18 protein-coding genes are annotated in these 22,090 nt (G+C 63.9%); 12 read left to right on the top strand and 6 right to left on the bottom strand.

All coding sequences use genetic code 11. The features are described from left to right. Window positions 1–97 precede the first annotated feature (97 nt). The 6 genes from B7H23_RS07825 to B7H23_RS07800 form a co-directional block, all read right to left on the bottom strand. Window positions 98–2,134: a bifunctional aldolase/short-chain dehydrogenase gene (locus tag B7H23_RS07825; protein WP_094076716.1), complete on the bottom strand. Its 2,037-nt coding sequence runs from the start codon at window positions 2,132–2,134 to the stop codon at window positions 98–100. Between the two features lie 3 nt (window positions 2,135–2,137). Beyond that, a complete protein-coding gene (locus B7H23_RS07820) occupies window positions 2,138–3,223 on the bottom strand; it encodes an ABC transporter ATP-binding protein (RefSeq protein WP_094076715.1) in 1,086 nt (361 codons plus the stop codon). An 11-nt stretch (window positions 3,224–3,234) separates the two neighbouring features. After that, window positions 3,235–3,960 carry an SDR family oxidoreductase gene (locus B7H23_RS07815; protein WP_094076714.1) on the bottom strand — a complete coding sequence of 242 codons (726 nt, stop codon included), beginning with the start codon at window positions 3,958–3,960 and terminating at the stop codon, window positions 3,235–3,237. A gap of 72 nt (window positions 3,961–4,032) precedes the next feature. Further along, complete coding sequence (locus tag B7H23_RS07810; protein WP_094076713.1) at window positions 4,033–5,529, bottom strand: ABC transporter substrate-binding protein; 1,497 nt, start codon at window positions 5,527–5,529, stop codon at window positions 4,033–4,035. Window positions 5,530–5,560: 31 nt separating this feature from the next. Beyond that, window positions 5,561–6,442 (bottom strand): carbohydrate ABC transporter permease, encoded by an 882-nt coding sequence (locus tag B7H23_RS07805; protein WP_094076953.1) that lies wholly within the window; start codon window positions 6,440–6,442, stop codon window positions 5,561–5,563. A 2-nt stretch (window positions 6,443–6,444) separates the two neighbouring features. Then, window positions 6,445–7,320 (bottom strand): carbohydrate ABC transporter permease, encoded by an 876-nt coding sequence (locus tag B7H23_RS07800; RefSeq protein WP_240535003.1) that lies wholly within the window; start codon window positions 7,318–7,320, stop codon window positions 6,445–6,447. Window positions 7,321–7,490: 170 nt separating this feature from the next. Between B7H23_RS07800 and B7H23_RS07795 the strand changes: the two genes are divergently transcribed. From B7H23_RS07795 to B7H23_RS07740, 12 genes are all read left to right on the top strand, one after another. Beyond that, complete coding sequence (locus B7H23_RS07795) at window positions 7,491–8,444, top strand: sugar-binding transcriptional regulator (RefSeq protein WP_158215791.1); 954 nt, start codon at window positions 7,491–7,493, stop codon at window positions 8,442–8,444. 18 nt (window positions 8,445–8,462) lie between these two features. Next, window positions 8,463–10,040 carry a glycerol-3-phosphate dehydrogenase gene (gene glpD / locus B7H23_RS07790; protein ID WP_094076710.1) on the top strand — a complete coding sequence of 526 codons (1,578 nt, stop codon included), beginning with the start codon at window positions 8,463–8,465 and terminating at the stop codon, window positions 10,038–10,040. 268 nt (window positions 10,041–10,308) lie between these two features. Further along, window positions 10,309–11,271: a sugar-binding transcriptional regulator gene (locus B7H23_RS07785; RefSeq protein ID WP_094076952.1), complete on the top strand. Its 963-nt coding sequence runs from the start codon at window positions 10,309–10,311 to the stop codon at window positions 11,269–11,271. A gap of 29 nt (window positions 11,272–11,300) precedes the next feature. Next, window positions 11,301–12,743, top strand: a complete 1,443-nt coding sequence (locus B7H23_RS07780) for an ABC transporter substrate-binding protein (protein ID WP_094076709.1) — start codon at window positions 11,301–11,303, stop codon at window positions 12,741–12,743. Between the two features lie 116 nt (window positions 12,744–12,859). After that, window positions 12,860–13,783, top strand: coding sequence for a carbohydrate ABC transporter permease (locus B7H23_RS07775; protein WP_094076708.1), 924 nt, complete (start codon window positions 12,860–12,862; stop codon window positions 13,781–13,783). A gap of 3 nt (window positions 13,784–13,786) precedes the next feature. Further along, window positions 13,787–14,644 carry a carbohydrate ABC transporter permease gene (locus tag B7H23_RS07770; RefSeq protein ID WP_094076707.1) on the top strand — a complete coding sequence of 286 codons (858 nt, stop codon included), beginning with the start codon at window positions 13,787–13,789 and terminating at the stop codon, window positions 14,642–14,644. Between the two features lie 3 nt (window positions 14,645–14,647). After that, window positions 14,648–15,739: an ABC transporter ATP-binding protein gene (locus B7H23_RS07765; RefSeq protein ID WP_094076706.1), complete on the top strand. Its 1,092-nt coding sequence runs from the start codon at window positions 14,648–14,650 to the stop codon at window positions 15,737–15,739. Then, entirely contained in the window at window positions 15,736–16,860 is a 1,125-nt protein-coding gene (locus tag B7H23_RS07760) for an ABC transporter ATP-binding protein (RefSeq protein WP_240535002.1), read from the top strand. The genes B7H23_RS07765 and B7H23_RS07760 overlap by 4 nt, the downstream gene beginning before the upstream one ends. Continuing rightward, on the top strand, window positions 16,860–18,425 hold the full coding sequence (locus B7H23_RS07755; RefSeq protein ID WP_094076705.1) for an FGGY-family carbohydrate kinase: 1,566 nt from the start codon (window positions 16,860–16,862) through the stop codon (window positions 18,423–18,425). The genes B7H23_RS07760 and B7H23_RS07755 overlap by 1 nt, the downstream gene beginning before the upstream one ends. 28 nt (window positions 18,426–18,453) lie before the next feature. Continuing rightward, window positions 18,454–19,458, top strand: coding sequence for a 2-hydroxyacid dehydrogenase (locus B7H23_RS07750; protein WP_094076950.1), 1,005 nt, complete (start codon window positions 18,454–18,456; stop codon window positions 19,456–19,458). 7 nt (window positions 19,459–19,465) lie between these two features. Further along, window positions 19,466–20,971: a glycerol-3-phosphate dehydrogenase gene (locus B7H23_RS07745; RefSeq protein ID WP_094076704.1), complete on the top strand. Its 1,506-nt coding sequence runs from the start codon at window positions 19,466–19,468 to the stop codon at window positions 20,969–20,971. Between the two features lie 10 nt (window positions 20,972–20,981). Beyond that, window positions 20,982–21,992 carry a class II aldolase/adducin family protein gene (locus B7H23_RS07740; RefSeq protein WP_094076949.1) on the top strand — a complete coding sequence of 337 codons (1,011 nt, stop codon included), beginning with the start codon at window positions 20,982–20,984 and terminating at the stop codon, window positions 21,990–21,992. Window positions 21,993–22,090 lie beyond the last annotated feature (98 nt).

Below are 22,090 nucleotides of genomic sequence, written 5' to 3'. Positions count from 1 at the left end.
CCGGTCCGGCCATGGCTACGCCCTGCCCCGGCAAGGACGCCTGCCGCCCGGCGGCTATTGCCGGACATGGCCGGCACGGCGTTCGGGTCCGCCGGCTTCAACGGACCATCGCCGCGACATTGCCGCCATCGACGGTGAGGATCGCGCCCGATGTCTTCCGCGCCTTGGCCAGATGAAGGAAGGCCTCGGCGACGTCGGTGCCGGTTACCTCGCGGCGGATGAGATTTCCGCGCATATACTCGTCGCTCGATACGCCACGCGCCCTGGCCCGTTCGGCCACGAAAGCGTCGGTCAGAAGACCGGTGCGGATACGGTCGGCATTGACCGCATTGGCGGTGATGCCGTCGGCGCCATGTTCGATCGCATATTGACGCACCAGGGCCATCAATGCCGATTTCGATGTGCCGTACGGCCCGAAATCGGGACCCGGATTGAGCACCTGCTTGGTGACGTTGAAGACCAGCGCACCGCCGGTGCCCTGCGCCCGCATGACCGTCACGCAGGCGCGCGCCATGTAGTGATGCGACCAGTAGTTCAGCGCAAAGGCCTTCTGGAAGTATGCATCGTCGACCTCTAGCATCCGGCCCTGAAACGCCGCGCCCGCATTGGACACCAGAATGTCGACGCCGCCAAAGGCCTCGACGACCTTGGCGACGGCGGCATCGACGGCGGAAGGATCGGTGACGTCGCAGACCACCGGCATCGCGCCGATCTCTTCCGCGACCCTGGCGACGGCATCGCTGTCGATGTCGAACAGCGCGACCTCGGCGCCCTCTTTCCTGAGCATGGCCGCGGTTTCGCGACCCAGCCCGCTTGCACCGCCGGTGACGATGGCGACCTGGCGGTTCAGCGGCTTTTCGACCGCCTTGGCCAGTTTCGCCTGCTCCAGCGACCAGTATTCGATGTCGAACAGATCGTCCTCGGACAGGGTGACGAAGCGGCCGATGCCTTCGGCCTTGGTGATGACGTCGACGGTTGCCTCCGCGATATCGGCGCAGATGCTGGCCTCCTTGGCCGTCTTGCCCACGCCGAAAAGACCGAGGCCCGGCACATAGACGATGCGCGGCACCGGATCGAGCTGCTTGAAGCCGCCGCCGGCCCGTGCGTTCTGCCGCTGGTAATAGGCAATGTACTCGTCCGCAAAAGCGGCGACCGCGGCCTTGAGATTTTCTGCGAAATCATCGCAGCCGGCCGGCGACGTGACCATGCCAAAGCGCTTGATCCGTATGGAATGGTCGGGCGCGGCATTGCCTCGCATGGCGTAGTCGCCGACGTTTTCGCCATCGACGAAATGGCGGATCTGCCCGGACGTGCGGAAGTCGAGCACCCAGCGGTCGGGGCGGCCCTCGATCTCGGTCTCGCGCGCCAGTGCGCCGCGAACGATCGGGGCGATCTCGGCCAGCGCCGCGCCGCCGGGCAGCGAGGCCCCCTTGAACGGCCGCGGATTGCCCCTGGCCAGCCTCTGTTCAGCGGCGTCGCACATGGCGATCATGTCGTCATAGGACTGACGCGGGTCGTCATTGAAGGTGAAGATGCCGTGGTTTATCAGGATCAGATGCTTGGCATCCGGCGTCTCGTCAAGAATGCGCCGCACCTCTTGGGCGAGCACGAAGCCCGGCATGACATAGGGCACGATGGTCGTGTCGGGGAACAGCTCGCGGATAATTGCCTCGCCATCGGGCTGATTGGTCAGCGAGATGATCGCATTGGCGTGCGTGTGATCGACATGCTTGTGCGGAATGATCGCATGCAGGACCGCCTCGATCGACGGGTTCGGCGCATAAGGGTCGAGCAGCATCCGGCGCTGCGCGGCGACCAGATCCTCGTCGGACAGGGCCTCCTTCCGCGCCAGGGCCGCCAGCGGCTGCAGCTGAACGGCGGGCAGGCCCGCCGGCTCGATCGAACCCATGTCCCAGCCGGAACCCTTGACGCAGAGCACCTCGTATTCATCGCCGAGCGCGTCGGTCATGGTCGTCTTGACCGAGGTGTTGCCACCCCCGTGCAGAACGAGCAGCGGCTCCTGGCCCAGAATGCGAGTGGTGTAGGTGCGGATGGCGAGGTCGGCGCTCACCCCCGCCTTGGCATAGTCGGCAGTCACACGATCCAGTTCGCACTGGTCCCAACGCGATTTCATGGTTCAGGCTCCGGACAGTGTTGTTGTGATGCGGTGGCCGCTCGATTGGTCGAAGATGTGCACCTTGCCCGGATCGACGGCGAAGCGCATGTCATCGCCCGGCACGCCCTCCGTGCTGCGCGGCGTCACGGCGACGAACTCCGAACCGTTGACGTCCAGATGCATCTGCTTGTCCGCACCGGTCTTCTCGGCGATCTTCAGCCGCCCGACGATCGCGCCCTCCTCACTCAGCTGCACATCGTTCGGACGGATGCCGCAGGTGACCTTCGTGCCGCCATGAGCCGCATAGCCGGCGGGCAATGGCAGGCTCACCTCGCTGTTCTTGAAATGCACATCGGCGCCATCGGAGACGATCTCGCCCTCCTGGCAATTGATCTGAGGGGAGCCTATGAACTCCGCCACATAGCGGGTGGCGGGCCGGTCGTAGAGATCGTCCGGCGTCCCCACCTGGACGATGCCGCCGCCCTGCATCAGCACGATCTTGTCGGCCATGGTCATGGCTTCGATCTGATCGTGGGTCACATAGATGGTCGTGGCCTTCAGCCGGTCGTGCAACTGGCGGATTTCGACGCGCATGTGAGCGCGCAGCTTGGCGTCGAGGTTCGACAGCGGCTCGTCGAAGAGGAACACCTTGGCGTCGCGCACCATCGCGCGCCCCATCGCCACGCGCTGGCGCTGGCCGCCCGACAGTTCGGAGGGTTTGCGGTCGAGATAGTCGGTCAGGCTGAGGACCCGCGCCGCTTCCTCCACCTTGGCGTTGACCTCGTCGCGGCTCTTGCCCGCCACTTCGAGGCTGAACGCGATGTTCTCGCGCACCTTCATCGTCGGATAGAGCGCGTAGTTCTGGAACACCATCGCGATGTTGCGATCGCGCGGATGCACGCCATTGACGACCTTGCCATCGATGGCGATCTCGCCCGAAGAGATGGTCTCCAGCCCTGCCGTCATGCGCAGAAGCGTCGACTTTCCGCAGCCGGACGAACCGAGCAGCACGACGAACTCGCCTTCGCCGATATCGAGCGACAGCTCGTTCAGGACGCGCACCGTGCCGAAGTTCTTTCCGACGCTGCGGTATTCTACATTCGCCATCGCAATCGTCCCTAGAATTTCTGACGTGTGGGCGTGATGCAGATTTCCTGCACGAGCGCGTTCTGCGGTAGCCGATAGGCATTCAGGATGAGATCGCCGACAATATCGGCACCGATGCCGCCGCCCATCTTCACCTTGTTTTCCTTGTAGGCGGCGAGCGTCTGCTCATCGAGCACGCCGGACAGCACTTCGGTCTCGATCACGCCCGGCGACAGCACCAGCACGCGCACATCGTAATCCGACAGATATTCGCGCAGCGATTCGGAGATCGCGTGCACGAAGAACTTGGTGCCGCAATAGACGGTGTGATCCGGATAGACCTTGCGGCCGGCAATCGACGACATCATGGCGAGCGTGCCGGACCGGCGCTCCATCATGCCGTTCATGACGGATTTGACCGTGTTCATCACACCCTTGGTGTTGATGTCGATCATCTCGTCCCATTCCTCCGGCGGCTGGCGGCCGATATCGGCGAGCCTGGCGATGCCGGCATTGGCGAACATCATGTCGACGGGACCGAACTGCGCTTCGGCCTCGGCGACGGCCGCGTTGATCTGGTCGCGATCGAGCACATCGACCTTGCGGCATATGGAATTGGCAAGGCCCATCGCTTCCATCTTCTCCACCCGTCGCGCCATCATGAGGACGGGATGGCCGGCAGCCGAGAAAGCGCGGGCGGTCGCTTCGCCGATGCCGGAGCTGGCGCCGGTTATCGCAACAAGCGGTTTGTCAGTCATTTCAAAGCCTCGAAACGGATCGTTGAAAATGCGCGACGGCCAATGGGGCCGCCGCGCACCCTGGGAGGGCTATCAGCCGGCAGAGACGATCTTGTCGGTCGCCTGGGCGATATCGTCCATGGCTTCCTTCGCCGAGCTGTATTCGCCGGCGAAATATTTGCCGAGACGAACCGGGATCGTGTCGTTCGAAAGCTCCGCCCACTGCGGCAGATCGGGCTCCGAGCCCATATCCTTGGCGATGGTTTCGCGCACGACGTCGAGATGACGGGTCGTGCCGGCGCCGACGCGGCGATTGGCGATGATGCGCTCATCGTCATAGACGCTTTCGCGTGTCGGACCCGTTCCGCCGCCGAGCGCCGTGATCAGCACCTGCGTGTCGTAGCAGGTCGCCCACTGCATGAAGATCCATGCTGCGTCCGGCGCCTTTGAGTTGCGCGACACGGCGAGCGAGGACCCGCCCTGGTGGCCGACGCCCGGAATCTCGCCGAAACCGGTTTCGGAGACCGTCCGAAGCGCCTTCGGCTTGGGGCATCGCGCCGCTTCCATGAGGCCGGACACCTTGGTGGCGTTCGGATCGTCGAAATAGGGGAAGAACTCGCCCCATGACATCATCGTGGCCGCGACGCCCTGCGCCACAGACTGGCCCTGACCGTCCCATGTCCAGCCGGTCACGCCGGGTGGCATGGTGGTCTTCAGACGGTCCCAGTACTCCATGGCGGCAAGGCCGGCTTCGTCATTGCCGGAGAACTTGCGGTCCGGCGTGAAGATCGAGCCGCCATGGCCCCAGAGCCAGGCCGTCCAGTCGCATTCCAGCGAGTAGTGGCCGGACTTCATCTGGCCGGTGGAGCCGAACATGTTCGGGCCCATCTCCTCGGTGATGGCCTTGGCCTGCTCGTAATACTCCTCGAGCGTTTCGGGCGCCTTGAAGCCCATCTTGTCGTAGATGTCCTTGCGGTACTGCATGATGAAGATCGGGATGTCGTACGGCACGCCGACCCAGCGATCCTCATATTTCGCAATGCCGTCGACCAGCGCCGGCAGGAAATCGTCCATATTGTAGTCCGGCATGGCCAGATCGGGCTTTTCGGCCATCTGCTCGCGCGGGTCGAAGACGTCGCGCGAGACGGAGGCCGCCCATGACTGATCGATATAGTAGAGATCGTACGTGCCGAGCTGCGAGGCGATGTCGAGCGTCAGCTTCTGGAGCACCTGCTCCAGCGGCAGCACCTCGATCTCCACCGTCATGCCGGAAGCTTCCTCGAAATACTTCTTCAACTGGCTGTTGATGGCGTTGGATGGCGGGGTGGACTCCGTGGCCAGACGCAACGTCGTTCCGGCGAACGGCTTGGAGACCTCCTTCACCCAGGCCAGAACATCCGCGGACGGCTCGAGCGTCGGCGTTCCCGAGGCGGCGAATGACGGCCTGGGGCGCGCCATGCCGGTGCCGAACAGACCGGCGCCGAGGCCGAGCGCCGAAGCGGCCTTCAGAAAGCTTCTCCGATCAAGACGGCCACGGACATAGTCGTCGACTATCTTGGCCCTGTAGAATTTGCGGTCACTGTCTCGCATAACACTCCTCCCGTATGGTTGTTACAGCAGTTCATTGCTTGACAGAGCCGAGGGTGAGCCCCCGGACCAAATGTTTCTGGACAAGCAAGATGAACAAGAAGGCCGGAAGCATCGCCGCCGCGCCGAGCGCGGCCATATTGCCCCAGGCGGTTCCGGTGGACGTCACGAAGGTCGAAGACACGACCGGAACGGTCTTCAAACCCGTCTGCGTAAGTGTCAGGACGAAGAGAAATTCCGTCCATGAAAAGATGAAGCAGAGGACGGCCGTCGCCGCCGCGCCGCCCTTGACCATCGGCAGAATGATGCGTCGGAAGATCAGGAAGCGCGATGCGCCGTCGATCATGCCGCTTTCGTCGATTTCGTGCGGTATGTCGTCGAAGAAGCTCTTCATCAGCAGAACCGCGAGCGGCAGGTTCATCAGCGCATGAATGAGGATGACGCCGGTATAGGTGTCGAGCAGCGACAGTTCCTTGTAGATGAAGAAGACCGGGATCGCGACGGCGACCGGCGGCATCATGCGGGTCGAAAGAACCCATGAGACGAAGTGGTGACGGCCGGCGAACTCCATTCGGCTCAGCGCGTAGGAGGCAAGCGTGGCGATCGACACGGCGATACCGGTCGACAGGACCGCGATGACGATGGAGTCCCACAGCCGCGGCGCCATGCGCCAGTTGCCGCCGCCCGGCAGCACCTCGCGCTGCTCGCCGAAGCCGAAGCCGAGCGAGATGCCGAAGATTTCCTCGAAATTGCGCACGGTCGGCGAGAACGACCATACCTGCGGCGGGTAGTTGAAGATCTCCTTGCCGTCCTTGAACGCCACCGTCAGCCAGTAATAGAGCGGAAAGGCGAACAGCAGCACCGTTCCCCATGCGACGACCGAGCGCAGGACGCGCGAGGATTTCGACCGGACCATCATTACCAGCGCACCTTTGCGACCCAGATGAACAGATTGGCGACGATCAGGATGATGAGAAGCGTGAACAGCGACAGCGTGGCGCCGTAACCCCATTTGATGAAGCTGAAGGTCTGCTGCCAGGAATAGAGCGACAGCGTATAGGTCGACGTGCCCGGGCCGCCCGACGTCATCACGAAGACGTAGTCGAACATGCGGAAGATATCGATTCCGCGGATCAGCACGGCGACCGCGATCACCTTCTGCATCAGCGGCAGCGTGATACGGCGGAACACGGTGAAGGCCGATGCGCCGTCCAGCATGGCCGCTTCATAGGGCTCGGGCGGCAGCGACCGCAGGCCGGCCAGGAAGATCAGCACCATGAAGGGCGTCCACTGCCAGATGTCCACCAGCATGACGCCCCAGATCGCGGTCGAGGCCGTCGCCAGTATCGGCGTCGTCTTGTCGAGCAGGCCGAGCTGTTCCAGCACATAGGTCAGAACGCCGAATTCCGGGTCTTCTATCAGCAGGAACATCATGCCGGCGATGGCGGGCGGCACGACCAGCGTCAGCGTCAGAAGCGTGCGCAGGAAACCGAAGCCGATTTCATCGTCATCCAGAAGCAGCGCGATCGCCATGCCCAGAATGACCTGGACCGTCAGCGTGACGGCAAAATAGAACAGCGTGATGCCGAGCGCTTCCCACATGCGCGCATCGGCGACGAGCTGCGCCCAGTTGGCGCCGCCCACCCAGCGCAGCTCGCGGCTGAAGGTGTGGTACTCGTGAAAGCTCAGCCAGATATTGTAGAGCAGCGGCATGATCGTGAACGCGACGAGCATCGCGGTCAGCGGCAGCAGCCAGATCCACGGCCGGTCCCATGATAGCACTCCAACGCGCAAACCACCCCTCCCATTCCGAGCGTTCTGTGCACTAGATTGCACGTCCGAAACATTTGTGCAATATTTTTTCATACATTGCACATTTGTGCATCTGGGTGCTAATGGCTTAGCAAATGGGCGATTTGGCAGCGCCGCCCATGGGAGGGTGGACGCGAATGGGGCCGACACACATGACCAAACATTGGGGACGGGCAGTGCCGAATGCGGCATCGGAGACGTTGGCCCGCGCAGCCCATCTCTATTACGTTCTCGGCCTGACCCAGGCGGAAGTGGCCAAGCGGCTCAGCATCACGCGCTTCAAGGTGCACCGCCTGCTGGCACAGGCCCGCGAGACCGGCATGGTGCGTATCGAGATCGACGTTCCCTTCGCCGAGAGGCTGGAGCTCGAAGCCGCCCTCATGGAACGCTACGGACTGACTGCCGCCTTCGTTTGCCCTTCGGACGAGACCGAGGACATGCCGCTCCCCATCGTGATCGGCCAGTATGCAAGCGGCATCGTCAACGACCTGCTGCGCGACGGCCAGACTGTCGCGACATCCTGGGGTTCGACCCTGCTGGCGCTGGCCAGATCGATCGACCCCGGCGCGGTACAGCAATTGTCGGTCGTATCGATGATCGGGTCGCTATCGACCCGCTCCAGCCAGGACAAATACGAGGCGGCATCGGTGCTTGCCGACCGGATCGGTGCCGAATGCTTCTATCTGCCCGGCCCGATCCTTTGCGACAATGTCGATGCCAAGAAGGCGATCGAAAGCCAGCCGGTCGTTCAGACCGCCATGAAGAAGGCCAAGGAGGCCGATGTTGCCCTGCTCAGCATAGGCGGCTCGGAAATGAGCAGCCTGCGCCTTGCTGGCGTTGCGAGCGAAGCCGACTACGACAGCGCCACCAAAGCCGGAGCGATCGGCAATTTCCTCGGCCGCTTCATAGGAAAGGACGGGGCGGTGATCGACCATCCGCTCAACGCCTTGTGCCTTGGCATCGGACCCGAAGACATCCGCCAGATACCGGTTCGCGTCCTGTGCGCCGGCGGCAAGCACAAGGTCGCCGCGATCGGCGCGGTGCTGCGGCGCGAGGCCGCGACCATCCTGGTGACGGATGAAGACACAGCGAAAGCCCTGACCTGAGCGCCGAGGCCATTGTTCATGCGGTCGTCCGACTTCGATCTCTTCATTATTGGCGGTGGCGTCAATGGCTGCGGCATCGCACGCGACGCGGCGGGCCGCGGCCTGTCGGTGTGCCTGGCCGAGAGGAACGATCTGGCATCCGCCACCTCCAGCGCGTCGACCAAACTGTTTCACGGCGGTCTGCGCTATCTGGAGTATTTCGAATTCCGCCTGGTGCGCGACGCCCTCATCGAGCGCGAGACCCTGTTGCGCGCCATGCCGCATATTGCCTGGCCGATGCGGTTCGTACTGCCCTATCACCCCGATATGCGCTTCGACAGCGAGACGCCGACATCGCGGCTTCTGACGCGCATCCTGCCGGGCATGAAGGGGCGCCGCCCGGCCTGGCTGATCCGCCTCGGCCTCTTCCTCTACGACAGTCTCGGCAGGCGTCAGATTCTGCCCGGCACGAAGCGACTGGATCTGGCAGATTCGCCGGAAGGCCAGCCATTGCAGGACAGGTTCCGGCTTGCCTTCGAATATTCCGACTGCTGGGTCGAGGATTCGCGCCTGGTCGTTCTGAACGCCCGCGATGCCGCCGAGCGCGGAGCCCGCATCATGGTGCGCACGGAGGTGACGTCCGCCCGGCGCATGAAGGACCACTGGCTGATCGAAATGGTCGACAAGGATAGCGGGCAGACGCACAGCGCAACGGCCGACATGCTGGTCAATGCGGCCGGACCCTGGGCCGCCGAAACGGTGACGGCAACGATCGGGCAAGGCGCCTCCGCCAGGCTGCGCCACGTCCGCGGTTCCCATATCGTCGTCGAGCGGCTCTACGATCACGACAAATGCTATTTCCTGCAGGGCAGCGACGGGCGCATCGTCTTCGCCATTCCCTACGAGACCGATTTCACCCTGATCGGCACGACCGATGTGGACCACGCCGATATGGGCGAGCGTCCCCACTGCACCGATGAGGAGCGCGACTACCTTCTCGCCTTCGTGAACCGCTACTTCGACAGGCAATTAGGCGCCGGCGATGTCGTCTGGACCTATTCGGGCGTGCGGCCGCTCTACGATGACGGCGCGCAGACTGCGGCGGCCGCGACGCGGGACTACGTGATCGAGGCCGACACCGACGGCGCGCTGCTGATCAACATATTCGGAGGCAAGATCACCACCTATCGCAAACTGGCCGAACATGCGCTCGACAAGATCGCCGCGCACCGGCCGGACATCGCGCCAGGATGGACTGCCGGCGTCGCCCTGCCGGGCGGCGATTTCCCGGTCGATGGGTTCGACAGCCAGGTGGAGGCATTGCGGCAGCGATACCCCTTCCTCGACATCGGCTGGGCGCGGAGACTGGCCCGCGCCTACGGTACGGACGCCTTTACCCTTTTGGGCGACGCCCGAAATGCAGGCGATCTGGGCCGGGATTTCGGAGCCAGATTGACTCAGCGCGAGGTCGATTGGCTGGTGGAGAAGGAATGGGCCCGCGAGGCCGACGATATTCTCTGGCGACGATCGAAGCTTGGGCTGCGTTTCGATGCCGCGATGGTCGCACGCCTGAGCGACTACATGGACCGCCAGACAAGGCGCAGCGCCGCGGAATAAGGGCCATGCGACGCCGGCGCCCGACCGGCTTGCTTTCGACATTTGCCAGCGCCAGCGCATCGCCTTGGCGCACCGTCGGGCCGTCCGCATCCTTTCGCAAAGCCGATTCTCGAAGGCCGCCAAAGCCTTTCTCGCGGCCTTTCTTCTGCCGATCCGGCCGCCGGCGTATCTCCGGTCGCAAATGACGAAACAGGGATTGACAGAAACACCCAACTGTAGAATTTTTCTAATGGTGAAAAAAAATTCAATCGCCCGACCAAAGGACGTCATGACCAGCCCAGTTCAGAAGATCGGTGAAGACAGTCTGGCGATCAGGGCGGCCTGGCTGCACTATGCCGGCGGCCTGACGCAGGCCGAGGTCGCCAAGAAGTTGCGTGTGCCGGGAGTGAAGGCGCATCGGCTGATCTCGCGGGCCAACCAGGCCGGGGCCGTCAAGGTCATCATCGATGGTGACGTCGCCGAATGCGTTTCGCTGGAAAACCGGCTGACCGAACTGTTCGGCCTGTCCTATTGCGAGGTGACGCCCGATCTCTACGAAGACGCCCTGCCCCTTCGGGCGCTGGGCATTGCGGGCGCCGGCTATCTGCGCCGCGAACTGGAGCGCGGCGACAGCGATCTGATCGGCTTCGGCCATGGCCGGACCCTTGCCGCCGTCGTCGACCAGTTGCCGCGCATGAACGCGGCGAAGACCAAATTCGTCTCGCTGCTCGGCGGGCTGAACCGGAACTACGCCGCCAATCCGCATGACGTGATGCATCGCCTGGCCAACAAGACCGGCGCCGAAGCCTATTTCATGCCCGTACCCTTCTTCGCCAACAGCCCCGGCGATCGCGAGGTGCTTCTGGCGCAGCGCGGCGTCCGCGACGTGCTGGACATGGCGGCGAAATCGTCCCTGAAGCTGGTGGGCATCGGAGCGCTCGAGACCGACGCCTATGCCGTGTCGAGCGGGATGATCGAACCTTCCGAAATCGAGGACATCAAGACCAGGGGCGGCGTCGGCGAACTGCTGGGTCATTTCTTCGACGAAACCGGCGCGAAGGTCGAGACGCCGCTGACCGACCGCACGATGTCGGTCGGGCTGAGCAGTCTCGACGACACGCAGATCATCGCCGTCGCGGGCGGCGAAGAGAAGAGAAGAGCGATCAGATCGGCCCTTGGGAGTGGGTATCTGAGCGGCCTTATCACCGACGAGCGCACAGCCACCGCGCTGGTCAAGCAGAAATTGTCCTGAGGTGGACTTTAAGGGGAGGAGGAACCCAAATGTACGAAAAGGAAAACAAGCTGATCGACGCCTTCATGCGTGGATCGGTCAGCCGTCGAAGCCTGATCAAGGGGCTCGGATCGATGGGCATAACGGCCGCAACGGCCGGTGTGCTGGTCAATGCCGCAGCAACCCGTGCGCTCGCCCAGAACGGCTTCGACTGGAAGAAGCATTCCGGCACCACTGTGAAGCTTCTGCTCAACAAGCATCCTTACGCCGATGCGCTGATCGCCAACCTTGAGAACTTCAAGGAACTGACCGGCATGAACGTCGAATACGACGTCTTCCCGGAGGATGTCTATTTCGACAAGGTGACCGCGGCGCTGTCCTCGGGCTCAAGCGAATACGACGCCTTCATGACCGGCGCCTACATGACCTGGACCTACGGTCCGGCGGGCTGGGTCGACGATCTGAACGAATACATCATGGACGACACCAGGACCAATCCGGACTACAACTGGGAGGATGTGCTGGAAGGCGTGCGCAAGTCCTGCGCATGGAACGGAAAGCCCGGCGGCGAGCTCGGCTCGGACGATGCCAAGCAGTGGTGCATTCCGCTGGCCTACGAGCAGAACAACCTGACCTACAACAAGCGGGTCTTCGACAGTGCCGGGCTCTCGATCCCGGGCAATATCGACGAACTGGTCGACACCGCGGCGGCTGCCAAGGGCGCCATGGATGGCGGCTACGGTATCGGCGTGCGCGGCTCGCGGTCCTGGGCGACGATCCACCCGGGCTTCCTTTCCGGCTACGCCAATTTCGGCCAGAAGGATCTGAACGTCTCCGAAGACGGGCTCCTGTCGGCCGCCATGAACACGGATGTGTCGAAGGATTATCACGCCAAATGGGTGAAGATGATCCAGGACTCCGGCGCGCCCGACTGGTCGACCCACACATGGTACCAGGTCGGCACCGATGTCGGCGCGGGCAAGTCGGCGATGATGTTCGACGCCGACATTCTGGGCTACTTCATGAATGCGGGCACGGCCGAGGCCGGCAATCTGGCCTTCGCGCCCTTCGCGGCCAACCCCGATGCGGCCGCTCCGACGCCCAATATCTGGATCTGGGCCATGTCGATGTCGTCCTTCTCCAAGCAGAAGGACGCCACCTGGTACTTCCTGCAGTGGGTGACCGGGCCGGAGCACGGCCTGTTCGGCGCCCGCGAGATGGATCTGGTCAATCCCGCGCGGTCCAGCGTCTGGGCCGACGAGACGTTCCGCGAGAAACTGTCCAGTTCCTATCCGGGCTATGTGGAGATGCATGACGTGTCGGCGCCGGGCGCCTCGATCAAGTTCACGGCGCAGCCGCTGTTCTTCGATCTGACGACCGAATGGGCCGCCACGATGCAGAAGATGGTGGCCAACGAGATCCCGGTCGACGAGGGTCTCGATCAGCTGGCCGAGAGCGTCAATTCCCAGTTGAAGGACGCCGGGCTCGGCTGACGGCCTGAACCAGGGATGCGCCCGTCAGGGCGGGCGCATCCCTCCATCGCACACCGATACCATTGAGTGGGACAGGCGGACCGGGTTGCTGGCCGGACGCAGGGGAGAGTTTTTCCATGTCAGATGCCGCCGCCAGCCTGCCCAAACGCAGGGGCTTTCGCATCAGTCGTCGCTGGCTGCCCTATGTCCTGAGTCTGCCGGCGCTTCTGGCCTGCATCGGCATTCTGATCCCCTTCTTCACAGCCGTCGCCTATTCGCTGCAGCGCTATCGCCTGTCCCAGCCCTGGGCCCATAAATGGAACTGGGGGGAGAATTACTGGAATTTCCTCTCCGACAGCTCGTTCTGGAACACGCTGCAGGTTTCGCTGACCTATGCCTTCCTGACGGTCGGCCTGGAGCTGATGTTCGGGCTCGGCATCGCGCTGCTTCTACAAAAGCGCACCCGCTTCAACAATTTCGTCTCCATCATGCTTCTGATGCCGCTGATGACGGCGCCGGCCCTGGCATCCCTGATGTGGAAGCTGATGACCAATCCGGGCTTCGGAATTCTCAGCTATTTCGCCTCGCTCATCGGGTTCGAGGATTTCCGCTGGGCGTCCGACCCCTCCACCGCCATGCTGACGGTCGTGCTGGTCGATATCTGGGTCTATACGCCCTTCATCATGATCCTGCTGCTGGCGGGCCTGCGTTCGCTGCCGCAACAGCCATTCGAGGCGGCGGCGCTGGACGGCGTGCCGCGGCTGTTCGTCTTCTGGCGGATCACCCTGCCGATGCTGACGCCCTTCCTGCTGACGGCCACGCTCTTCCGCGTCATCGAGTCGATCCAGCAGTTCGACATCATCTACGCCATGACCCAGGGCGGTCCCGGCGACAGGCTGACGGTCTTCCAGGTCGAAGCCTATCTGAACTTCTTCCAGTCAACCAATGTCGGCCGGTCGGCGGCGCTGCTGATGATTCTCTGGGCGATCACCTACGTGCTGTCGAGCATCTTCATCAAGAACTGGCTGAAACTGCGCGAGAAACAGCGAGGGGAGGCCTGAGCCATGGAACACACAAGCACGCTCGAACGCGTCCTGCGCGCCATCGCCATCACACTGGTGATCCTCTTCTTCATCTTCCCGATCTTCTGGATCGTGCTGATGAGCTTCCAGACCAACGAGACGATCCTGCGGGTGCCGCCCTCCATCGTTTTCGAGCCGACGCTGCAGAACTACCAGGCGCTCATCACGGGCGAACTGGACACCGCCGCGGGCAAGCTCGAATTCGACTTCATGTCGAACCTGTTCAATTCGTTCTATCTGTCGACGGCCTCGGTCGCGCTGGGCCTGATCCTCGGCATTCCGGCGGCCTATGCCTTCGGGCGGCTGAAGTTCCGTGGCTCCGAGGACATCGCCTTCACGCTTCTGTCGTTCCGCTTCGCACCGCCCCTGCTGGTGTTGCTGCCGCTGACGATCTACTTCCAGAAACTCGGACTGGCGGACACCTATTTCGGCCTGATCTGGGTCTATCAGCTGATCGTCCTGCCACTGATCCTCTGGATCGTGCGCGGCTATTTCGAGGATATTCCGGCGGACATCGAATATGCGTACCGCATTGCCGGTCACGGTTTCTGGGCGACCTTCTTCAAGATCGCACTGCCGCTGGCCATGCCGGGCATCGCGGCGGCGGGCCTTCTGGCCTTCATCTTCGCCTGGAACAATTTCATCTTCGCGCTGGTCCTGGCCTCCGCCGACAAGCAGCCCGTGACGGTCGGCGCGCTCGCCTTCGTGACGGCCTCCGGTATCCAGTACGGCCAGATCGCCGCCGGTATCGTCCTGTCGATCCTGCCGACCCTGGGCCTGGCGCTCTACGCGCAGCGATACCTCGTCGAAGGTCTGTCGCTCGGTGCGGTGAAAGGGTAGGTCATGTCGATCCAGCTGACCGATATCGTCAAGTCTTTCAAGACGGACAGGGTGCTCGACAGCCTGTCGCTGGGCGTGTCCAGAGGCGAGACACTGGTTCTGTTCGGTCCCTCCGGCGCCGGCAAGACCGTTCTGTTGCGACTGATCGCCGGGGTGATCGATCCCGACGAGGGCAGGATCGTCATCAACGGTGTCGACATGGAGGGCGTCGAACCGGAGGAGCGCGGCATCGGCATGGCCTTCCAGAACTTCGCGCTGTTCCCGCACATGGATGCCCATGCCAATATCGCCAGCCCGCTGACCGCGCGGCGCCGGACCAGGGCGGACATCGAGGACCGGGTCAACGAGGTCGCCGAGCTTCTGAAGATCCGGCACGTTCTCGGCCACAAGCCCAAGGAATTGTCGAACGGCCAGAAGCAGCGCACCGCTCTGGGCCGCGCGCTGGCCGCCGAACCGTCGATCCTGCTGCTCGACGATCCGCTCCGGAACGTCGATGCCAAGCTGCGCTTCGAGATGCGGCTGGAACTGCCGCGCCTGTTGAAGGCGCAGGAAGCCACGGTGATCTACGTCACCCAGGACTATAAGGAGGCGATGGCGCTTGGCGACCGCATCGCGGTGATGGGCGCGCATGGCATCGCCCAGGTCGGCACACCGGAGGACATCTATCTGACACCGGCCGATACAACCATTGCGCGGCTGTTCGGCGACCCCGCGATCAACCTTCTCGATGTGGTTCCCGAGCAGGGCGGCGGCGGCCCCGAAATCCAGCTTTCGGGCGCCAGAATGCCGCTCGATACGGCCTATGCCGGCGTGGTCGGGCGTCCGTGCATCCTGGGTATCCGGCCCGAAACCATCCGCTTCACCGAGGCTGGCGCACCCGGTGTGATCCCGGTCGAGATCGAGGCCGAAACGCCGCTCAACGAAAAGACCGTCACGCTTGCCGCGACCAGGGCCGGACGGGAGATCCTGATCTCGCGGCCCGCCGGCACGCCCGGCCCGGATCGGGGCACGGCGCATATCGCCATCGATCCCAGCGGCGCCCTTCTGTTCGACCAGGCCACGGGCAAGCGTATCCATCCGGGAGAGAGTGCGTGACGGACAAGTATCTGCGGCTGGAAAATGTCGACAAGTTCTATGGCCCCATCGATCTGGGCGTTCATGCGGTGCGCAATGTCAGCATGGATGTGGCGAAGGGCGAGATCATCGCGCTTCTGGGCTCCTCGGGCTGCGGCAAGACCTCCACACTTCGGATGATCGCGGGGTTCGAGGCGACCAGTCGCGGCAAGATTCATCTGGCGGGCCGGGAGGTACAGATGCTTCCCCCGGTCAAGCGACACGTCGCCATGGCCTTCGAAGGCTATTCGCTTTATCCGACGGTCAATGTGCGCGACAACATCGCCTTTGCCCTGAAGGCGGCGCGGCTGCCGGCGTCGGAGGTCGACGCCAAGGTCGGCGAGGTCGCCGAGATGCTGGAAATCTCCGATATTCTCGACCGCTCGCCCAATTCGCTGTCGGGCGGCCAGCAGCAGCGCGCCTCGCTGGCCCGCGCCCTGATCCGCTCCGCCGATCTGTTTCTGCTGGACGAGCCCATGGGGCAACTCGAACCGCAGCTTCGCACCCTTCTGCGTGGACGGATCAAGCACTTCCTCAAGGAACGGGGAATGACGGCGATCCTCGTGACGCACGACCAGACAGAAGCCAACGCCCTGGCTGACAGGATCGCGGTCATGGAAGACGGGATGCTGCAGCAATATGCCAGCCCCGCCGAGATCAAGGACCGTCCGGCGAACCTGTTCACCGGAACGTTCGTGGGCGAACCGCCCATGAATGTCTTTCCGGTCAGGGTGTCGGTCGAGGGCGGAAAGCTGCATATGGCGCTCGAAGGAGGAAAGGAGCTGGTCTATGCCGAAGACGCCTTTGCCCCGGAAGTCCGCGATGCGATCATGACGCGTCGGGACATCGTGATCGGCGTGCGCCCCTATACCGTCCGCCGGGACGAATCCGGCGTCGAGGCCACGGTGCTGACCAATCAGTGGCTCGGCGATCAGAGCCATATCGCGGCCAGCTTCGCCGAGGCGACCGTCGTTCTGGTGGAGCACGACCGGGCCGATGTCGTGGTCGGCGACCGGATCGCAATTCGGCTCGATCCATCGGACCTGCACATTTTCGACCCGGCGACCGGCATGGCGATCAGCCATGGGAGGGGTCTCGCCTGATGGACGAGGGTGGCGACATCCTGATCGGCATCGATGCCGGAACGTCCGTGATCAAGTCGACCGCGTTCGACCTGACCGGCAACCAGATCGCCGTGGCTTCCGTTCCGAACCGCTACCGGACCCGCCCGGACGGCGCGGCGGTTCAGTCCATGGACGACACCTGGGCCGATTGCGTCCGCACCCTTCGCGATCTCGGCGGCAAGGTCGACGATCTTGCCGCGCGCACGGCCGCCATTGCGGTGACAGGTCAGGGCGACGGAACCTGGCTGATCGATCGCGACAACCGCCCGGTGACCGAAGCCTGGCTCTGGCTCGACGCCCGCGCCGCCCCGCTGGCGGAACGGGTGCGGGGAAGCGCGGCGGACCGTGAGCGCTTCGCCATCACGGGCACCGGACTGAACGCCTGCCAGATGGGGGCGCAGTTGGCGTGCATGAAGCAGATCATGCCCGAAGCGGTCGAACAGGCCGATGCCGCGCTTCACTGCAAGGACTGGCTCTATCTCAACCTCACCGGCGTGCGCGCCACCGGACCGTGCGAAGCGGTTTTCACATTCGGCGACTTTCGCACGCGCACTTACGATGACCGCGTCATTGAGGTTCTGGGCCTCTTGCCGGAAAAAAGGCTGCTGCCCGACATTCTGGATGGTTCCGAAACCACCCATCCGCTTGCCGCCGCCGCAGCCGAGGCGACGGGTTTGCTTGCCGGCACGCCCATCGTGCTGGGCTTTCTGGATGTGGCCTGCACGGCGGTTGGCGGAGGCATTCATACCGACGGTCGCCCGGCGGGCTGCACCATTATCGGCTCCACCGGCATGCATATGCGCGCCACGAACCAGGGCGACGTCTTCTTCAACGACAATCTGACCGGCTACATCATGCCGCTGCCGATCCCCGGAATGGTGGCGCAGATCCAGTCGAACATGGCATCGACGCTCAATATCGACTGGCTGCTGAACCTTGGGGCGGGGCTGCTGGGCGATTTTGGCAGAGCCCCCGACCGGGCGGAACTGATCGACCGTATCGAGGACTGGCTGGCCGCAAGCGAACCCGGGAAGGTTCTGTACCACCCTTATATCTCCGAGGCCGGTGAGCGCGGACCGTTCGTCGACGCCGCCGCCCGGGCCGGCTTCATCGGCTTGTCGACCGAGCACGGATTCGCCCACATGATCCGCGCGGTGATCGAGGGCCTCGCGCTTGCCGCGCGCGACTGTTACGGCGCCATGGGTGCCGTTCCCTGCGAGATAAGGCTGACCGGCGGCGCGGCGCGATCGAACGCGCTCCGGCGCATCTTTGCAGCGGCTGTCGGCGCGTCGGTCCGCACTTCAACCCGCCAGGAGGCCGGGGCGGCCGGGGCCGCCATGATGGCCGCCGTGGCAGTGGGCGCCTATCCGGACATCCACGCTTGCATCGCCGACTGGGTTTCGCCGCGCCTCGGCGAGCCTGAAGCGCCGGACCCGGCGCTGGCGGCGATATACGACCGGACATTCCCCGCCTATCGGGACGCGCGGACGGCTCTTGCTCCGGTATGGAGCGCACTCTCAGGGAACGGAGACGATAGTGTCTAGTGAAGTAGCGATCATCGGCGATCATTTCATGCTGCCCGAAGTCTTTGACGAAAAGCTTCGCGAGGCGTGCGGCGAGGCCATCGCCACCCGGTTGCGCAAGGACGACTGGCCGGACGTGCCGATGGAACACGGCTACGCCACCGCCGGCATGGACGGTCTGAAGGAATATCTCGGCGCGGCCGACGATGTGGTGGATTTCGTGGGCGATGCGAGCATTCTGGTCACCCATCTGGCGCCGATGTCGCGCGGGATGTTCGAACGGCTGCCGGGACTGAAGATGATCGCCGTCTCCCGCGGCGGACCGGTCAATATCGACATGGCCGCCGCCCGCGATCGCGGCGTGCTGGTCGTCAACGTGCCGGGTCGCAACTCCTCCGCGGTCGCCGAATTCACCATCGGCGCGATTCTGGCCGAGACGCGCAAGATCCGCGAAGGACACGAGGGCCTGCGCAGGGGACACTGGCGTGGCGATCTCTACCGCGCCGACACCACGGGTCGCGAATTGAGCGAGATGACCGTCGGCGTGATCGGCTACGGCAATATCGGCACCAAGGTCGTGCGGCTTCTGCGCGCCTTCGGCAGCCGGGTGCTCGTCAGCGACCCCTATGTTCAACTGTCACCGGAGGATCTGGCGGCCGGCGTGGAGTTGGTCGCGTTCGACCGCCTGCTGGCGCAGAGCGACGTGGTGACGGTCCATGCGCGGGTGACCGACGAGACGGCAGGCATGATGGATGCCGCCGCCTTCGCCGCCATGAAACCCGGCTCGCTGTTCGTCAACACCGCGCGCGGCCCGCTGGTGAATTACACCGCCTTGACCGAAGCCCTGCAAACCGGTCCCCTCGGCAGCGCGATGCTGGAGACCTTCGCGGTCGAGCCAGTGCCGGAGGACTGGCCGCTTCTGCAGCTTCCCAATGTCACGCTGACGCCGCATATCGCGGGCGCCTCCGTGCGCACCGTCACCTTCGCCGCCGAGCAGGCGGCGGAAGAGGTGAAGCGCTTCCTCGCCGGCGAACCGCCGCGCAACCCTTGCTGAAGCGACCATGAGCGAGCCGGTCGATCTCTTCATCATTGGCGGCGGCGTCAACGGCGCCGGTATCGCCCGCGACGCCGCCGGGCGCGGCCTGTCCGTGGTGCTCTGCGAAAAGGGCGATCTGGCCGAAGGCACGTCGTCGCGATCCGGCAAGCTCGTCCATGGCGGCCTGCGCTATCTCGAATATTACGAGTTCCGGCTTGTGCGCGAGGCGCTGGTCGAGCGCGAGGTGCTGATGAACGCCGCGCCGCACATCATCTGGCCGATGCGCTTCGTTCTGCCGCACAGCCCAAAGGATCGCCCCCGCTGGCTGATCCGGCTGGGCCTTTTTCTGTACGACCATCTTGGCGGCCGCAAGAAACTGCCCGGTACGCGTGGCCTCGATCTGAGGCGGGATTCGCAGGGCGCGCCGCTGCTCGACCGCTACACGCACGGCTTTGAATATTCCGATTGCTGGGTCGACGATGCGCGCCTCGTGGTGCTGAATGCGCTGGATGCCGCCGAGCGCGGCGCCACCATACTGACGCGCCATGCCGCGACCCGCGCCCGCCGCGAGGATGGCGTCTGGACGGTCACCACCCGCAACGAGATGACCGGACAGACCGCGACACATCGCGCGCGCGTCCTCGTCAACGCGGCCGGTCCGTGGGTGGGCGACGTGGTGGCGCAGGTCGCCGGCGCCAATTCGTCGCGCGGCGTGCGGCTGGTCAAGGGCAGCCATATCGTCACGCCCAAATTCTGGGAGGGTCGGCACGCCTATCTGATCCAGAACGACGACAAGCGAGTGATCTTCGTGAACCCCTATGAGGGCGACATGGCCCTGATCGGCACCACGGACGTCGCCTTCGACGGCGCGCCCGAGGACGTCGCCGTTTCGGACGACGAGATCGGCTATCTGATCGACGTCGTGAACCGCTATTTCAAGGAGAAGCTCGACCGCCGGGATATTCTGGCCAGCTTTTCCGGCGTCCGTCCGCTTTTCGACGATGGCAAGGGCAACCCCTCGGCCGTCACGCGCGACTATGTCTTCGACATCGACGAAACCGGGGGCGCGCCGCTTCTGAACATCTTCGGAGGCAAGATCACGACATTCCGCGAACTGGCCGAGCGCGGCATGCAGCGGCTGGCCAGATTCTTCCCCGACATGAAGGAAGACTGGACCCGTGACGCCCCCCTGCCCGGCGGCGACATCGAGAATGCTGACTATGCCACCTTCCTCAACAGGCTGAAGGCCGACTATCCCTGGATGCCCCGGCCGCTGCGCACCCGCTTCGCCCGCACCTATGGCACGCGCACGAGCCGGATCGTCAGGGACGCAATCTCTGTGGAAGGGCTGGGACGGCATTTCGGCGGGCAGCTCTACGAAGTCGAGGCCCGCTATCTGGCGGAGAACGAATGGGCGCTGACGGCCGAGGACATCCTGTTCCGCCGGACGAAGGCCTATCTTCACATGAGCGGCGACGAGCAACGCGCATTCACGGACTGGTTCGACGGCGCGCTGGCAAAATCCGCATGAAGGGATGGACATGACGACCAATCCGACGAAACCCGCCGATCTTCACGATCTCGCGATCCTCTCGGCCCGCGTGGGGTCCGATCCGCTCCTGATTCAGGCGGCGGGCGGAAACACCTCGGTCAAGGACGGCGATATCATGTGGATCAAGGCGTCGGGTACCCGGCTGGCCGAGGCCCTCGACAGGGAGATCTTCGTGCCTGTCGATCTGCCAGCCATGCAAGCCGCGCTGGACGATCCCGACGCCGATGCCGACCGGACGGAACGGTTTGCCCTCGGCGACACGAGTCTTCGCCCCTCCATCGAGACAAGCCTGCACGCCGTCTTTACGCAGCGCGTGGTGTTGCATGTCCATTGCGTGAACACTCTCGCCCATGTGGTGCGGCAGGACGCCGGGACCCTGCTGGACAGGCGGCTGGCAACGTTCGACTGGTGCCTGGTGCCCTATACGAAACCCGGAGCCCAGCTAGCCGAACAGGTGAGAACCCGGCTGGGACCGAAGACGAATGTGGTCCTTCTGGTCAATCACGGGCTCATCGTGGCCGGTGAGACCGTCGCCGAAACGCAGGAGCTTCTGAACCGTGTGGTGGACGCCCTGAGGGTGATGCCGGCCCCGTCAAGGGCCGTCTATACCGGCGCTCTGGAAACCCTCCTCACCCCCGGCTGGCGCGTGGCGGAGCCGGGCGCTGCGGTCCATCAGCTGGCGCTCGATCCGGACCGGATGCGCCAGGCCTGCGGCGGCAGCCTTTATCCCGATCACGTCATTTTCTGCGGCATCGGCGCGACCGTGGCCGAAGCCGATCTTCCCGATGCACCCGAGGCGCCGGTCTTCGTTCTGGTTCCGGGTCGGGGCGCCGTCCTGCGCGCAGATGCTTCGCAAGGGGCCGAAGCCCTGATGAACTGCCTCGGCAATGTCCTGCTGCGGGTGCCGCGCGAAGCCACTCTCAACTATCTCACCCTTGAGCAGAATGCCGAGTTGCTGGACTGGGACGCGGAAAAATACCGGTCGAAACTGAACGCCTGAACTGTTTTTCGCCGCGCTGTCGGCACGGCCGGGATAGCGATAATCTGGGATTTCAGCGATGTCGGCGTTACCGATGCGACATCTGGAGGTAGTTGTAT

Origin of the sequence: Notoacmeibacter marinus, assembly GCF_002238045.1 — a bacterium.
GTDB classification, from domain to species: Bacteria; Pseudomonadota; Alphaproteobacteria; order Rhizobiales; family Rhizobiaceae; genus Notoacmeibacter; species Notoacmeibacter marinus.
Note: the sequence above shows the minus strand (reverse complement) of the source record. Positions and strands in the feature narration are given on the sequence as shown.